12 protein-coding genes are annotated in these 15061 nt (G+C 67.8%); 8 read left to right on the top strand and 4 right to left on the bottom strand.

Translation table 11 applies throughout. From position 1 onward, the window contains the following. Positions 1 to 238 precede the first annotated feature (238 nt). The 3 genes from U4Y90_RS18805 (at position 239) to U4Y90_RS18795 (ending at position 4385) form a co-directional block, all read left to right on the top strand. Positions 239 to 1276 carry an amino acid ABC transporter substrate-binding protein gene (locus U4Y90_RS18805; protein ID WP_321796725.1) on the top strand — a complete coding sequence of 346 codons (1038 nt, stop codon included), beginning with the start codon at positions 239 to 241 and terminating at the stop codon, positions 1274 to 1276. A gap of 18 nt (positions 1277 to 1294) precedes the next feature. Further along, positions 1295 to 2635 carry an SLC13 family permease gene (locus tag U4Y90_RS18800; protein WP_321796724.1) on the top strand — a complete coding sequence of 447 codons (1341 nt, stop codon included), beginning with the start codon at positions 1295 to 1297 and terminating at the stop codon, positions 2633 to 2635. Between the two features lie 94 nt (positions 2636 to 2729). After that, positions 2730 to 4385, top strand: coding sequence for a SulP family inorganic anion transporter (locus tag U4Y90_RS18795; protein WP_321796927.1), 1656 nt, complete (start codon positions 2730 to 2732; stop codon positions 4383 to 4385). A 37-nt stretch (positions 4386 to 4422) separates the two neighbouring features. Here the strand turns inward: U4Y90_RS18795 and U4Y90_RS18790 are convergent, their stop codons facing one another. Continuing rightward, a complete protein-coding gene (locus tag U4Y90_RS18790; RefSeq protein WP_321796723.1) occupies positions 4423 to 7098 on the bottom strand; it encodes a LuxR C-terminal-related transcriptional regulator in 2676 nt (891 codons plus the stop codon). A 138-nt stretch (positions 7099 to 7236) separates the two neighbouring features. Here U4Y90_RS18790 and U4Y90_RS18785 point away from each other — a divergent pair, with 138 nt between their 5' ends. The 3 genes from U4Y90_RS18785 to U4Y90_RS18775 are packed head-to-tail and all read left to right on the top strand — an operon-like array spanning position 7237 to position 9866. Continuing rightward, on the top strand, positions 7237 to 7995 hold the full coding sequence (locus U4Y90_RS18785) for a universal stress protein (RefSeq protein WP_321796722.1): 759 nt from the start codon (positions 7237 to 7239) through the stop codon (positions 7993 to 7995). A 32-nt stretch (positions 7996 to 8027) separates the two neighbouring features. Then, positions 8028 to 9008 carry a quinone oxidoreductase gene (locus U4Y90_RS18780; protein ID WP_321796721.1) on the top strand — a complete coding sequence of 327 codons (981 nt, stop codon included), beginning with the start codon at positions 8028 to 8030 and terminating at the stop codon, positions 9006 to 9008. 9 nt (positions 9009 to 9017) lie between these two features. Continuing rightward, complete coding sequence (locus U4Y90_RS18775) at positions 9018 to 9866, top strand: TauD/TfdA dioxygenase family protein (protein WP_321796720.1); 849 nt, start codon at positions 9018 to 9020, stop codon at positions 9864 to 9866. 9 nt (positions 9867 to 9875) lie between these two features. Here the strand turns inward: U4Y90_RS18775 and U4Y90_RS18770 are convergent, their stop codons facing one another. Both U4Y90_RS18770 and U4Y90_RS18765 read right to left on the bottom strand, forming a co-directional pair. Further along, positions 9876 to 11108, bottom strand: coding sequence for a Zn-dependent hydrolase (locus tag U4Y90_RS18770; protein WP_321796719.1), 1233 nt, complete (start codon positions 11106 to 11108; stop codon positions 9876 to 9878). A 40-nt stretch (positions 11109 to 11148) separates the two neighbouring features. Beyond that, positions 11149 to 12096: a GlxA family transcriptional regulator gene (locus U4Y90_RS18765; RefSeq protein WP_321796718.1), complete on the bottom strand. Its 948-nt coding sequence runs from the start codon at positions 12094 to 12096 to the stop codon at positions 11149 to 11151. A 129-nt stretch (positions 12097 to 12225) separates the two neighbouring features. On the opposite strand from U4Y90_RS18765, the gene U4Y90_RS18760 reads away from it, so the two are divergent. Next, a complete protein-coding gene (locus U4Y90_RS18760; RefSeq protein ID WP_321796717.1) occupies positions 12226 to 13020 on the top strand; it encodes an SDR family oxidoreductase in 795 nt (264 codons plus the stop codon). 30 nt (positions 13021 to 13050) lie between these two features. Then, positions 13051 to 13812 (top strand): SDR family oxidoreductase, encoded by a 762-nt coding sequence (locus U4Y90_RS18755; RefSeq protein WP_321796716.1) that lies wholly within the window; start codon positions 13051 to 13053, stop codon positions 13810 to 13812. Here the strand turns inward: U4Y90_RS18755 and U4Y90_RS18750 are convergent. Beyond that, positions 13772 to 15010, bottom strand: coding sequence for an MFS transporter (locus U4Y90_RS18750; RefSeq protein ID WP_321796715.1), 1239 nt, complete (start codon positions 15008 to 15010; stop codon positions 13772 to 13774). The genes U4Y90_RS18755 and U4Y90_RS18750 overlap by 41 nt on opposite strands. Positions 15011 to 15061 lie beyond the last annotated feature (51 nt).

Below are 15061 nucleotides of genomic sequence, written 5' to 3'. Positions count from 1 at the left end.
CCCCGCTTCGGTTCGTCACACTGAGCAAGGATATGTTAGGCGGCGGCGATTACAAGCCTGCGGCATCGGCATTTTTTTGTCCTGGACAGCGCTCCCGCGCGTGCGGCGCATCCAGCAAAGCCCTCCTTGAACTGGACCCAGTTTCATCTACAACTTATTTGCACGAGAGGGTCCTGACATCATGCGCAGCACGCCACATAACGGGATGCGGCGAAACCAAATCGTCGGGCAGAAAAAAATGAAGAGGCCAACACGAAGCTGCGTCGCGCTCGTCTGCGCCGCGATGCTGATGTTGCAGATCATGTCGACGAGCGTCGCCGCCGCCGATTCGACGACGCTCGCGCATGTCAAGGCGCGAGGCGTTCTGCGATGCGGCGTCAGCGACGGCATCGCCGGCTTTTCCCTGAAGGACGCAACGGGACGCTGGTCGGGCATCGACGCGGATTTCTGCCGCGCGGTGGCCGCCGCCGCGCTCGGCAATCCGGAAAAGGTCGAGTTCGTCCCGCTCAAGGCGTCCGCGCGCTTTCCGGCGCTCAGAACCGGCCGGATCGACCTGCTCGCACGCAACACCACCTGGACGCTGCTGCGCGAAGGCACCCTCCGCGTTCAGTTCGCCGGCGTCCTCTTTTACGACACCCAGTCCTTCATGGTATGGACGAAGAGCGGCGTGCGCGCGCTCGCGTCGCTCAAGGGCGCGACCGTCTGCGTGCAGCGCGAGACGTCCAGCGAGCTCAATCTCGCCGGCTACTCGAACGCGAACGCGCTCGACCTGAAACCGCTCGTCGTCGGGACGGTCGCGGAACTGGAGCAGGCGTTCCTGTCCGGCCGATGCCCCGCGCTGACGGCCGACGCGTCCCTGCTCGCCGCGCTGCGCAGCCGCGCGGCGGACGGCGCGGCCGCCATGACGATCCTGCCGGAACACATCTCGAAGCAGCCGCACGCGCCGGCCGTGCGCGGCGACGATGACGCCTGGCTCGTCATCGTGCGCTGGGTGCTGTTCACGCTGATCGCCGCGGAGGAACTCGGCGTGACCGGTCAGAATGCGACCGAGCGCCTGCGCGATCCGCTGGTCGCCCGCGCGCTGATTCCCGACGCGAGCGTCACTGCGACGCTCGGCATCGAGCCCGGCTGGACGGCGCGCGCGCTCGCGAGCGCCGGGAATTACGGCGAAATGTTCGAGCGCAACTTCGGCACAAAAAGCCCGCTGCAGATCGAGCGCGGCCTCAACAACCTGTACACGCACGGCGGCCTGATGTATGCGCCGCCGATGCAATAGCGCGCGGGCCGGGTCATCATGAGCGACTGGCAAATCTATCTCGTGGTCGGCGTGTTCGCGGCGGTGATCTTCGTGATCGCCTTCGATCTGATCGACATGGCCGTTGCCGCGCTGGTCGGCGCGAGCGTGCTGATCGCGCTTCGCATCATCGACGAGCAAGACCTGATCGCCACGGCGAAAACCGCGGCGGGACCGATCAGCCTGCTGTTCGGCGGCATGGTCGTCGCGCGGATCCTCGCGACCACGGGCCTGTTCGATCTCGTCGGCGAATACTATCTCCGCGCGACGGCAGGCAGCGGCAAGCGCTTCCTGCTTCTGCTGATCGTGATCGTCGCGCCGCTGTGCGCGCTCCTGCCCAACGCGACGACGGTGATCCTGCTCGCGCCGATCATCATTCGCGTCGCGCGCGCGCTCGACTTCGACATCGTGCCGCCGATGATCCTCACCGCGATCCTGAGCAACGCGGCCGGGCTTCTGACGCTGGTCGGCGATCCGGCGACGTTCCTCGTCGGCAGCTCGGTCGGCATGAGCTTCGGGGAATATCTGCGTCGCGCGAGCCTCGGCGGCGTGCTCGCCATCGCCGTGGTGATCCCGCTGCTCCCCGTCATGATGCGCGACATCTGGCGCAGCGCCCGGCCTCTGCCGCCGCGCGGCGCGCCGGTGAAACTGAAGAGGCCGGTCTATGCCGCGCTGGCGCTCGGCGTGCTCGCGCTGATGATGGTGCTGTTCGTGCTCGGCGAGGAGTTGCCCACGCGCATCGTCCCGCCCGTGGTCGCGGTGATCGCCAGCGCGCTCGCGCTGCTCGTCGCCTATGCGTTCAGGATCGAACCGACCGATCGCGTGCTGCGCGATGTCGACTGGAAAACGCTGCTGTTCCTGCTCTCCATCTTCTGTCTCGTGCAGGGCATGGCCAAGACGGGGCTGCTGCAGGTGATGTCGCTGAAGCTGTACGACGTGTTCGGCACGCGCCTCACGCTCGTCGCCCTGGCGATGATCGCGGGCATCGGCCTGCTGTCGTCCGTGCTCGCCAACGTGCCCGTCGCGGCCGCGTCCATCGTGATGGTCAAGGGGTATCTCGTCACGGCCGAACTCGTTCCGGAAGCGGCCCTCTCCGACCAGTTCACGCAATGGCCGGTCACGGTCATTCCGGTCTTCGTCGGCATGATGTACGGCGCGACGCTCGGCGGCAACGCGACGCTCGTCGGCTCGGCGGCCAATATCGTCGCCGCCGGAATCTGCTCGCAGGAAGGCACGCCGGTCAGTTTCGGCCGCTTCCTGCGCTACGGCCTGCCGATCACGGTAGGCCAGCTCGCCGTCACGGCCGCCTACGTGATCGTTCTCGGCCACTTCCTGCGTTGAGCGTCGCTCCGTGCCATCCGATCGACCACCTGATCCACGCGAGCGCGCCGGCGGCATCGTGCGAGGCTGGTCGCGCCATGTGCCGGGCATCGCGATGCTCAGGGACTATCGCGCGGGCTGGCTGAGGAACGACATCGTAGCGGGCCTCGTGCTGACGACGATGCTCGTGCCGGTCGGCGTCGCGTATGCGCAAGCGTCCGGCGTGCCCGGCGTATGCGGCCTGTACGCGACGATCGTTCCGCTCATCGCCTACGCGATCTTCGGCCCGAGCCGCATTCTCGTGCTCGGCCCCGATTCGGCGCTCGCGGCGCCCGTGCTCGCGGTCGTCGCGCTGAATGCGACGGGCGATCCGGCGCGCGCGATCGCCGTCGCCGGCATGATGGCGATCGTTTCCGGATGCGTGTGCATCGTCTTCGGATGGCTGAAGCTCGGCTTCGTCACGGAACTGCTGTCCAAGCCGATTCGATACGGTTACATGAACGGCATCGCGCTGACGGTGCTGATCAGTCAGTTGCCGAAGCTCTTTGCGATATCGATCGACGATCGCGGGCCGCTGCGCGATTTCGCGAGTCTCGCCAAAGGCATCGCCGAGGGCCGATCCAACTGGTACAGCTTCGCCGTCGGCGCAGCGAGTCTCGCGCTCATTCTGCTGCTCAGGCGCTTCGACAAGGTGCCGGGCATTCTCATCGCCGTCGTGCTCGCGACGCTGTGCGTGAAGGTGTTTCAGTTCGACCGGCTGGGCGTGAAAGTGCTCGGCGCGATTCCGCAAGGATTGCCCGCGCTTTCGCTGCCGTGGCTGAGCGATGCCGACTTCATCCGCATCGTGCTGGGCGGCTGCGCGGTCGCGCTCATTTCCTTCGCCGACACGAGCGTGCTGTCGCGCACCTTCGCGGCGCGCGCGAACGTGCGCGTCGATCCGAACCAGGAAATGATCGGGCTCGGCGTGGCCAATCTCGCGGCCGGGCTCTTTCAGGGCTTTCCGATCAGCAGCAGCGCGTCGCGCACGCCCGTGGCCGAAGCGGCGGGCGCGCGAACGCAGGTGACGGGCCTCGTCGGCGCGCTGGCGGTGGCGGCCGTGCTGCTCGCGGGCCCGAATCTGCTGCGGCATCTGCCGAGCAGCGCGCTCGCGGCCGTCGTCATCGCGGCGGCCATCGGCCTCTTCGAGTTCAGGGATCTGAAACGCATCTATCGCATCCAGCAATGGGAGTTCTGGCTGTCGATCGGCTGCTTCGTCGGCGTGGCGGTATTCGGCGCGATTCCCGGCATCTGCATCGCCGTGGTGATCGCGGTCATCGAATTTCTGTGGGACGGATGGCGGCCGCACTACGCCGTGCTCGGGCGCGTGGAAGGCTTGCGCGGATATCACGACATGAAGCGCTACCCGGACGCCGAACAGATCCCGGGCCTTCTGCTGTTCCGCTGGGACGCGCCGCTCTTCTTCGCCAACGCGGAGCTTTTTCAGCAGCGCGTGACCGAAGCGGCGATGCAGGCGCCGACGCCGGTCGCGCGCGTCGTCGTGACGGCCGAGCCGGTCACGAGCGTCGATGTCACGTCCGCCGACATGCTGCGCGAACTGCATCGCGTGTTGCAGGAGCGCGGCGTCGCGCTGCATTTCGCGGAGATGAAAGACCCGGTGCGCGACAAGCTCAGGCGCTTCGAACTGACGTCGATCTTTCCCGACGCGATGTTTCATCCGACCATCGGCAGCGCCGTCGATGCCTACCTCGACGGCCGGACGCCCGCCGCGTGAACATTGACGACGCATGCGCCGAAACGCGCCGCGAACGCTACTGCACGCCTTCGAGCAGGCCGAGCGCGATGGCGCGGCGCACCGCGTGCTTGCGCGAGCTGGCGTCGAGCTTGCCGAAGAGATTCTTCAGATGCCACTTGACGGTGCCCTCGCCGACCGCCGCCGCCAGCGCGATTTCCTTGTTGCTCAGATTGCGCGCGAGCAGTTCGAGAATCTCGCGCTCCTTCGGCGTGAGGATCACGCTCGGCAACGCGCGCGGGCCGCCCTCGCCGGAACGCGGCGGCACGCGCACCACATGCGGCGGCACGACCGGACGTTCGCCGGGCGTCGCGTCACCCGTTTCGCTCACGCGCCGCGCCCAATCGGCAAGCTCGGGATGCGCGTCGATCACCACGCGTCCGAGCCGATAGGTGCGCGCGAGGTTCAGCGCTTCGAGAAACGGCGCACGCCCTTCGCCCGTCGCGCGTTCCTGCGCCAGCGCGCGCAAGGCCATCAGTTCGATGCTCTGGCGGCCGAACTTCATCGTCGCGGCGATCTGTTCCGCGTGCGCGAGCGGTGCGATCGCGGCCGCCCAGTCCTGCCGCGCGAGCGCCGCGCTGCCGTGCGCCATCGACTGGAGCATCTGCACCGACCGGTTCCAGATCGGCCCGCGCCCGGCGATATGTTCAGCGACGATCGCATCGATGCGCTCGACCAGCGCGTCGCAGGTTTGCGCGCGATAGCGCCCCGCGTGCGCGCTCACCTGGTCCGCGAGGCTCGTCAGGCAAAGACGCGGCAGATCGCGCGCAACGCCCATTGCGTACAGCATTTCGAGCAGATCGAGCGAGCGATGCTCGTCGCCGCGCAAGGCCGCGATGCGCGCCGCCGTGCGATACGCGAGCACGACGGTCTCCGGCAGCGCCGCGCGCTCGAGCACGTCGAGACGATTGGCGAGCAGCGCGCCGGCCTCGTCGATGCGATCGCTTTCATAGGCGATCGACGCGCAGGTCGCCGCAAACATGCACGTGAGCGGATGACGCCGGCCGAGATCCTCCTCGGCGCTCGCGAGCGCGGGAAACAGCACGCTTTCGGCGAGCTTCACCTGCCCTTCGCGCAGCCATGTGAGGCCGACCATGTGATCGCCCCAGCGCACCACGTAACCGAGTCCCTTGCCGATCTGCGCGCGCGTCACCGCCTGTTGCAGACGCCGCGCCTGCGCCGGCTCGCCGAGCAGCATCGCGCGGGCGGCGAGGCGGTTCGCGTGCGCTTGCGCGAGCCACGAATCCCTGGGCGGCGGCGTCTGCGCCCAAGGCTCGAAGAGCGCGAGAAAACGGTCGGGATCGTCGGCGTACCACGCGGCCGCGCTCAGGATCAACGCGCATTCGTAGCGCAAGGCATCGTCGGCGCCGGGCGATGCGAGCACGCGCTCGACCTGTCGCTGCGCCTCGGGATGACGCTCGCCGAGCGCGAGCGCCCACGCGACGGCGAGGCACAGGCGCGGGCGTTTTTCGAGCTCGGCCTCCGGCAGACGCTCCAGCCAGTCCAGCACGGTGCCGAGCTGGCCCTGCTTCACGGCGTCGTGCAGCGATTGCTCCGCGAGTTCGTACGCATGTTCGCGCTCGCCCGCCGCATGCGCATGGCGCGCCGCCTGTTCGAGCATGCCGCGCGCGCCGAGCCAGCGCGCCGCGCGCCGATGCAGTTGCGCGCGTTCATCGTCGGCGAGCGCGCTGAAGCGCGTCTGCAGCACGTCGCGCACGAGCGGATGCAGACGGCACCAGTCGCTTTCCTCCGCCGTGACGAAGACGGGCGTATCGCGGGTGAGACGCGCGAGCCGCTGCGGCGCATCGGCGTCGCCGGTCAGGTCGGCGCACAGCTCCGGATGCAGCACGTCGACCACGCTGATGGCGACGAGAAAGCGCTCATCGTCGGATGAAAGCTCGCTCAACAGCGCCGCGACGAGCGGCTCGCGCAGGCCGCGCGGACCCGCCGCGAGATTGTCCAGCGCCGCGCGCGGATCCTGCGCGCGCGCCATCGCGGTGAGCGCGAGTTGCAGGCCGAGCGGCCAGCCATCGGTGATTTCGAAGAGGCGCGCGCTGGCATCGGCGTCCACGCGCACGCCGAAGCGCTGCGTGACGAGCGCGATGGTTTCATCGACGCGAAAGCGCAGCGCGTCCGGCCCGACGAGTTCCGCCTGCCCGTAAGCGAGCAGCTCGGCCGCCGGCTTGTCGAGCCCCTGCCGGCCCGCCGCCACGACGCGCAGATTCTGCGGCGCATTGTGCATCACGTAGTCGAGCATGTGCGCGCCCGCTTCGGGCAGACGGTCGGCTTCATCGACGATCAGCACGACGTCCATCGAAAGCTGCGCGAGCTCGGCGAGCCACGCGGTGGCGAGATCGGTTGCGCCGCCGGGCGCACCCGGGCTCTCGGCGATGAAACGCCCGAACGACGGGCGCGCGCAGCCTGTGCGGATCGCGTGGACGAGCCCGCGCAGAAAGCGCTCGGCGTCGTCGCGGTCGTCGGCGAGCAGCCACGCGACGGCCGCGCCGCGCGCGAGAAACTCGCGCCGCCATTGCGCGAGCAGCGAGGTCTTGCCGTAGCCCGCGCCCGCCTGCACGAGCACGGTCTGACTGCGGGCGGTCTCGGCGTTCAGGCGCGCGCGCGCGACGAGGCCCGCGGGCGCGCGCGGCGCCATCGTCTTCAATACGAGTTCGGTGGATGGGGAGTCGGTGGGCATCGGGAGCTTTTTTCTGATCCGACTAGGATGGGTCGTAAGACGCGCACGCGTCAAGCCCCTCCCGCCGCGAGAGGGGCGCAGAGCCGATGCCCGCACTACGATTCACTCAATCGTGCAATCGCAACCCGAAGGATCATCATGTACCGACATCTGCTCGTGCCCGTCGAGCGCAGCGACGCTTGCGTCGAGGCGATTGGCCATGCGACCGAGCTCGCGCGATCGCTCGGCGCGCGCATCACGTTCGCCTGCCTGCATGTGAGCGCGAACGACGATGCGGCGCAGCATCGGCGCGCCGCGGCGCTGCTGGCGCGCGCCGAAGCGGCGGCGCACGCGCAAGGCGTGCCGGCGTCGGTGCTCGCGGTGAACGGCACGGCAGCATTCGACCACCTCGGCCAGCAGGGCGCGCGCGACTACGATCTCGTGTGCATCGCGCAGGGCAGCGCGGTGCCGCCCGTGCCCGGCGTCGCCGTGCTCGTGTGCCCGTGCGACGCCCGTCCGATGGTCGCGAAAGCGGCCGGCGCGCTGTTCGCCGTGCATCGCATGCGCTCGGACGCTTACGACGACGCGCTGCGCACGGCGCAACCCGATGCGCGAACGATCGAACGTCTTCGCGAAGTACATCGCGAAGAAAACGCGCTGACGACGGCATTGCGCGAGCGCACTTCCACGCTCGATGCCGAACTCGACGAACTCGCGCGCCTCGCCGAGCGTGAAGCGGCGCTGCTCGCGCGCGTCGCCAGATCGATCATGGACGGCGAGCCCGTCGACGACACATTGCTTGCGTGCGCGCGCTTCGCGTGCGAACGCATGGGACGCATCGAAGGCGTCGTGCTGCCGGCCGCGCGCCGCTATCTGCGCGACGCCGACTGGAGCGCGCTCGCCGAAGGCGCGCGCTGAACGCAACCGAACGACACGAAGGAGACGAAACAATGGCATATGCAATCCGCTTCCACGAAACCGGCGGCCCCGAAGTGCTGCGCTGGGAAGAAATCGGCGTGGGCGAGCCGGGGCCGTCCGAGGTCCGTCTGCGTCATGAGGCCGTCGGACTCAATTTCGCGGACACGTATTTCCGCTCGGGCCTCTATCCGGTGCCGCTGCCTTCGGGCATGGGCGTCGAGGCGGCGGGCGTCGTCGAGAAGGTCGGCGCGAACGTCACGCATCTGAAGGAAGGCGATCGCGTGACCTACACTGGTTTCATCAACACGCTCGGCGCGTACAGCACGGAGCGCATCATTTCCGCCGCGCCGCTCATCAGGCTGCCCGATGCGATCGACTGCACGCGCGCCGCCGCGATGACGATGCGCGGCCTGACCGCCGCGTATCTGATGACGCGCATCCGCCGCTTCGAGCGCGGCGACACGTTGCTGCTGCACGCGGCGGCGGGCGGCGTCGGCCTGATCGTGTCGCAATGGGCGAAGCTGCTCGGCGTCACGGTGATCGGCACGGTGTCGAGCGAAGAGAAGGCGCGCGTGGCGCGCGAGCATGGCACGACGCACGTAATCGACTACAGCCGCGAAGACGTGGCCGCGCGCGTGCGCGAGCTGACCGACGGCAAGGGCGTGAACGCGGTCTTCGACAGCGTCGGCAAGACGACCTTCAATGCATCGCTCGATTCGCTCGCGCGGCGCGGGCTGATGGTCTGCGTCGGCACGGCGTCGGGGCCGATTCCGCCGTTCGATCCGCAATTGCTCGCGATGAAGGGCTCGCTGTATCTGACGCGGCCCGCGCTCGCGGATTACATCGCCGATCCGGAGGAGAAGAACGCGCTCGCATCCGAACTGTTCGATCACGTCGCGAACGGGCGCATCCGCATCGAAATCAATCAGCGTTATGCATTGCGAGATGCCGAGCAGGCTCACCGCGATCTCGAAACGCGCAAGACCACGGGTTCGTCCGTGTTCGTCGTCTGAGGAAACATCATGCGTATTGAACAACTCACCTGCGCGATCGGCGCCGAACTCACGAACGTGAATCTCGCCGATGCGATTCACGACGACGGCCTTTTCGCCGAGATCCGCGCCGCGCTGCTCGCGCATCGCGTGCTCTTCTTGCGCGATCAGGAGATCACGCGCGCCGAGCATGTCGCGTTCGCGCGCCGCTTCGGCGAGCTGGAGGATCACCCGGTCGCGGGCAGCGATCCGGAGCATCCGGGGCTCGTGCGCATCTACAAGTCGCCCGATCAGCCGAATGACCGCTACGAAAACGCGTGGCACACGGATGCGACATGGCGCGTCGCGCCGCCCTTCGGCTGCGTGCTGCGCTGCGTGGAATGTCCGCCCGTCGGCGGCGACACGATGTGGGCGAACATGGTGCTCGCGTACGAGAACCTGCCCGCGCACGTGAAGGAGCAGATCGCCGATTTGCGTGCGCGCCACAGCATCGAGGCGAGCTTCGGCGCGGCGATGCCGATCGAAAAGCGTCTCGCGCTCAAGGCGCAATTTCCCGATGCCGAGCATCCGGTCGTGCGCACGCATCCGGAAACCGGCGAGAAGGTGCTGTTCGTCAACGCGTTCACGACGCACTTCACCAACTATCACACGCCCGAGCGCGTGCGCTTCGGGCAGGACGCGAATCCCGGCGCAGGGCAGTTGCTCGCGTATCTGCTGAGCCAGGTGTATATCCCCGAATATCAGGTGCGCTGGCGCTGGGCGAAGAACAGCATCGCCATCTGGGACAACCGCAGCACGCAGCATTACGCGGTCATGGACTACCCACCGTGTCATCGCAAGATGGAGCGCGCCGGGATCATCGGCGACGTGCCCTTCTGAGCGCCGGCGTCAGGCCTGAAGGCTCCGGAGAATAGTCGCCGCCGCCCTCGCCGCCACTTCGCAGCCGAGGACGATATGCGCCTCGGCCGTATCCTCGATGAAGTCGTGGCTGACTCCGCCGATGCTCGGCACGAACAGCATGCACGCCGGCACATGATGCGCGATGACCTGCGCATCGTGCGACGCGCCGCTCGGCATGCGTTCCCATTGCCCCGACGCGAGCGCTTCGGCCGCGTCCGCGAGATGCGCCTGCAATGCGGCGTCCATCACGACGGGCGCTTCGGGCGGCTCGCTGTCCGTCATCGCGACGCTGACTCCGCCTTCGGCGTTGAAGTCGCGGATGAGCGCGGCGAGCGCGGCGTCCATCGCGTGCAGGCGTGCGGCGCTGGCGTCGCGGAATTGCAGGTACATGTCCGCCTTGCCCGGCACCACGCTGAACGAGCCGGGATCGAGCTCGATGCGTCCGACCGTCCACACGGTATCGGCGTCGGCGATGTCACGGAACGCCTCGTCCATGCGCGCGATGAACGAGACCAGCGCCGCGCCCGCGTCGCGCCGGATCGACATCGGCGTCGTGCCCGCGTGATTGCGTTGTCCCGTGAAGCACAGCTTCATTTCGCGTATGCCGACGATCGTCGTCACCACGCCGATCGACTTGCCGTGCGCCTCCAGCCGCCCGCCCTGCTCGATGTGCGGTTCCAGATACGCCTTGTGCCGCGTCTCGTCGACGCGCACGCGCGGCGTGCCGGCGAGCCCGGCGCGTTGCAGCGCATCGGCGAGCAGCATGCCTTCGCGGTCGCGAGCGCCGCGCACGATTCCATCGACGTTTTCGCCGACGAAGCTGCGGCTGCCGAGAAAGCCTGAAAACGTGCCCTCCTCGTCGATCCACGAAGCGACGTCCACCGCGAAATGCCGCGTCTCTTCGCATTCGGCGAGCGCACGCGCAATTTCCAGGCCGTAGATGACGCCGAGCGCGCCGTCGAGCCAGCCGCCGGTCGGCTGCGTATCGGTATGCGAGCCGATCAGGAGCGCGGGGCCCGCATTGCGCGAGCGGCCGAACACGGTGCCGACGCCGTCGATCGTCGCGGTGAGTCCCGCTTCGTTCATGCGGCCGGCGAGCCAGCGGCGCGCATCCATATCGACGGATGACAGCGACAGGCGCACGACGCCCGGGCCGTTCGCGCCGAACGCGCGCAGATGGCGAAGGTCTTTCAGCAAGCGGGCAGGGTCGATCTTCAACACGGCATGTCCTCGACGTTGTAGTGCTCGAAAAAGCAGGGTATCAGCCCGACGCCCGCGCCTCGCGCCGCACTTCCTGCGGCGGCACGCCGAAGCCGCGCATGAACGCCTCGCGCATATGCCGCCGGTCCCGGAAGCCCGTCTCCTGCGCGATCGTTTCGAGCGAGTGACGGCTCTGCTCGATCATCAGACGCGCCGCTTCCAGCCGCAAGCCTTCGACGGCCTTCGCCGGCGACTGCCCCGTCTCCAGCGTGAACACGCGGCTGAACTGCCGCGGGCTCAGATGCGCCTCGCCCGCGAGTTCCTCGACCGTCAAAGGCCGGCTCAGATGCTTGCGCGCATAGTTCAGCGCGTTCTGGATGCGATCCGATTTCGGCGCGAGATCGAGCATCTCCGAATGCTGCGATTGCCCGCCCGCGCGACGCTGATGCATCACGAGCTTGTGCGCGACCGAGCGCGCGATCTCCGCGCCGAGATCCTTCTCGACCATCGCGAGCGCGAGATCGAGCCCCGCGGTCATGCCCGCCGAGGTCCAGATCGGGCCATCGACGATGAAGATGCGGTCTTCTTCCACGCGCACATCCGCGAAGCGCTGCTGCATGTCGCGCGCGTAGGCCCAGTGCGTGGTCGCGCGCCGGTTCGCGAGCAGGCCCGCTTCCGCCAGCACGAAGCCGCCGGTGCAGATGCCCGCGATGCGCCGCGCGCGCTTCGCCGTGCGGCGCAGGAACGCGAGCACGCCGGCGGGCGCGGGCGACGCGAGCGGATCGTTGACGCCCGCCGCGATCCACGTATTCATCGCGGTGCGCGGAGTGATCGGCCGCGTGTCGATTTTCATGCCGAGCGACGAGCGCACTTCTCCGCCCGCCGTCGAATAATTTTCGATGCTGTAGAACGCTTCGCCCGCCGTGTGGTTCGCGTACTCGAACACCGATTGCGATGCGAGCGCCATCACCTGGAAGCCTTCGCTCAACAAATAGCCGACGCGATGCATGTTCGTGTCCGTGTCCGTTTGTCCGCGTTGATGTCCTGAAAACGTACCATATACGTCATTTGCGCCATCGTCAATCCGGGCCAGAATTCACTCACGCAAACACCTTTTGTTTCCAGACGGAGTGAAATCATGACGCAGACATACCTCGGCACGGCGCTCGTCACGGGCGCGTCTTCCGGAATCGGCGCGGTCTATGCGGAGCGCCTCGCGCGCCGCGGCTACGACCTGATTCTCGTCGCGCGCAATCGCGATCGTCTCGCGACGCTCGCCGAGCGCATCACCAACGAGACGCGCCGCAGCGTGGAGATCCTCGACGCCGATCTGAACGACCGTCGCGCGCTCGCCGCCGTCGAAGCGAAGCTGAAGCAGGACGCGAGCATCACGCTGCTCGTGAACAACGCGGGCATCGGCACGCATACGCCTTTGCTCGACAGCGACGTCGACGCGATGACGCGCATGATCGATCTGAACGTGACCGCGCTCACGCGACTCACGTATGCGGCGGCGCCCGCCTTCGTGGCGCGCGGCAAGGGCGCGGTCATCAATATCGCGTCGATCGTCAGCATCGCGCCGGAGATTCTCAACGGCGTGTACGGCGACACCAAGGCGTTCGTGCTGGCGTTCAGTCAATCGTTGCATCGCGAGCTGGCCGCCAAGGGCGTGCGCATTCAGGCCGTGCTGCCCGGCGCCACGGCGACCGACTTCTGGGAAACGGGCGGCCTGCCGCTCGAGAATCTCGACAAGGCAATCGTGATGTCGGCAGGCGACATGGTCGACGCGGCGCTCGTCGGATTCGATCGCGGCGAACTGGTGACGATTCCCTCGCTGCACGACGGCGCGAAATGGGACGTCTACGAAGCGGCGCGGCAGGCGATGGCCCCCGAGCTGTCGACCGACACGCCAGCCGCGCGCTACGCCGCCTGAATCATCCCGCGAGCCACGAGGACTGACATCATGGACATGACGGGAAACACCATTTTCATCACGGGCGGCACGTCGGGCATCGGGCGGGCGCTGGCCGAAGCGTTTCATCGGCTCGGCAACAAGGTGATCGTCGCGGGGCGTCGCCGTGCGTTGCTCGACGAAGTGGCGAGCGCGAATCCGGGCATCGACACGATCGAGCTCGATATCGGCGATGCGCAGCAGATTCGCGCGGTCGCGCAGCAGTTGATCGCACGCTATCCGGCGCTGAACGTCGTCATCAACAACGCGGGCATCATGCCGTTCGACGATGCCGCCGGCCCGCTCGACGACGCGGGGGCCGTGCGTCTCGTCGAAACGAATCTGCTCGGCCCGGTGCGCGTGAGCGCTGCTTTCGTCGAGCATCTGAAGACGCAGCCGCGCGCCTGGATCGTCAACAACAGCTCGGTGCTCGCGTTCGTGCCGCTCGCCGCGACCGCGCTGTATTCGGCGACCAAGGCGGCGATCCATTCGTATTCGATGTCGCAACGCTTCGTGCTGCGCGACTCGAACGTGCGCGTGCTCGAAATCGCGCCGCCGTGGGTCGATACGGACCTGATCCACAAGAGCGGCGATCCGCGCGCGATGCCGCTCGATGCGTTCATCGCCGAGGTGATGACGAAGCTGCCCGAAGCGACGACGGAAGTCGTGGTCGACGCCGCGAAGCCGATGCGCGACAACGCCGGACCGGGCGAACACGCGTTCGTCGAGCAGTTCAATCAGTTCGTGACGGAGAATCCGATTCCGGTGGCTTGAGCGCGGCGAGCGAGCGCGGCGTCACGAGGCACATGACCAGCGGCACCAGCGCGAGCGCGGCGCCGGTGAGGAAGGTCGCCGGCGCGCCATGGCGATCCCAGATCCAGCCCGCGATCGCGCCGGACAGCACCATGCAGACGCCGCTCGCGAGATTGAACACGCCGAATGCCGTGCCGCGCAGCGAAGGCGGCGCCGATTCGGCGACCATTGCCGCGAGAATGCCCTGCGTGAAGCCCATGTGCAGGCCCCACACGGCGACGCCCGCGAACAGCGTGAGCATCGACGATCCCGCGCCGAGCAGGACATCGGCCGCGATCAGCAGCGCGAGGCCGCACGCGAGCAGTGCGCGCCGGCCCCATCGATCGGACAGCACGCCGACCGGATAGGCGCTCGCCGAATACGTGAGGCTCATCACGACCATCACGGCGGGAATCCAGGCGATATCGAGCCCGGTCTGGCGCGCGCGCAGCACGAGAAACGCCTCGCTGAAGCGCGCGAGCGTGAAGATCGCGCCGATTCCGACGACGTACCAGTAGCGTCCCGGGAATGCGCGCATCGAATGCCAGTGAAGCGGCGAGCGGAACGTCGCGCGTGGCGCGGGCGCACCTTCCGCGTCGCGCACGCCGAAGAGAATGATGACGACGGCGACGAATGCCGGCACCGTCGCGAACCAGAGCACCGTGCGGATGTCGTCGGAGAACGCGAGCATCAGCACGATGGCGAGCATCGGTCCGGCGAACGCGCCTATCGTGTCCATCGACTGACGCAGGCCGAAGCAGGCGCCACGGATCCCGGGCGGCGCGACGTCCGCGACCAGCGCATCGCGCGGCGCGCCGCGAATGCCCTTGCCGAAGCGGTCGACGAGACGCGCGGTCACGACCACCGCGGGTGTTTCGGCGAGCGGAAAAAGCGGCTTGGTCAATGCGGCAAGACCGTAGCCGAAGAGCAGCAGGCCCTTGCGGCGCCCCAGCCAGTCGCTCAGCGATCCGGAAAACACCTTCACGATCATCGCGGTCGCTTCGGCGGCCCCTTCCAGCATGCCGAGCGCGGCGACGCTCATGCCCATCGTCGTGACGAGGTAGACCGGCAAGAGCGCATGCACGAGCTCCGACGACAGATCCATGAAGAGGCTGACGAGGCCCAGCGCCCAGACGGTGCGCGGGATCGACGGTCGTTGCGATGGCGTAAGGGGCGGCATTGGCGCGGATCCGGCGGGCGGGTGGATTCGATGTCATCGTGCCAAAAAAAT

Source organism: Caballeronia sp. J97 (assembly GCF_905220305.1).
Lineage (GTDB): Bacteria > Pseudomonadota > Gammaproteobacteria > Burkholderiales > Burkholderiaceae > Caballeronia.
The sequence above is the reverse complement of the archived record's forward strand: the minus strand, read 5'-3'. Positions and strand labels throughout refer to the sequence as shown.

Coding starts and splice junctions, on each gene's coding strand:
- U4Y90_RS18775 (WP_321796720.1), top strand. CDS start 9,018: ATGCGTATTGAACAACTCACCTGCGCGATCGGCGCCGAACTCACGAAC.
- U4Y90_RS18750 (WP_321796715.1), bottom strand. CDS start 15,010: ATGCCGCCCCTTACGCCATCGCAACGACCGTCGATCCCGCGCACCGTC.
- U4Y90_RS18755 (WP_321796716.1), top strand. CDS start 13,051: ATGGACATGACGGGAAACACCATTTTCATCACGGGCGGCACGTCGGGC.
- U4Y90_RS18760 (WP_321796717.1), top strand. CDS start 12,226: ATGACGCAGACATACCTCGGCACGGCGCTCGTCACGGGCGCGTCTTCC.
- U4Y90_RS18785 (WP_321796722.1), top strand. CDS start 7,237: ATGTACCGACATCTGCTCGTGCCCGTCGAGCGCAGCGACGCTTGCGTC.
- U4Y90_RS18805 (WP_321796725.1), top strand. CDS start 239: ATGAAGAGGCCAACACGAAGCTGCGTCGCGCTCGTCTGCGCCGCGATG.
- U4Y90_RS18780 (WP_321796721.1), top strand. CDS start 8,028: ATGGCATATGCAATCCGCTTCCACGAAACCGGCGGCCCCGAAGTGCTG.
- U4Y90_RS18795 (WP_321796927.1), top strand. CDS start 2,730: ATGCTCAGGGACTATCGCGCGGGCTGGCTGAGGAACGACATCGTAGCG.
- U4Y90_RS18790 (WP_321796723.1), bottom strand. CDS start 7,098: ATGCCCACCGACTCCCCATCCACCGAACTCGTATTGAAGACGATGGCG.
- U4Y90_RS18800 (WP_321796724.1), top strand. CDS start 1,295: ATGAGCGACTGGCAAATCTATCTCGTGGTCGGCGTGTTCGCGGCGGTG.
- U4Y90_RS18765 (WP_321796718.1), bottom strand. CDS start 12,096: ATGCATCGCGTCGGCTATTTGTTGAGCGAAGGCTTCCAGGTGATGGCG.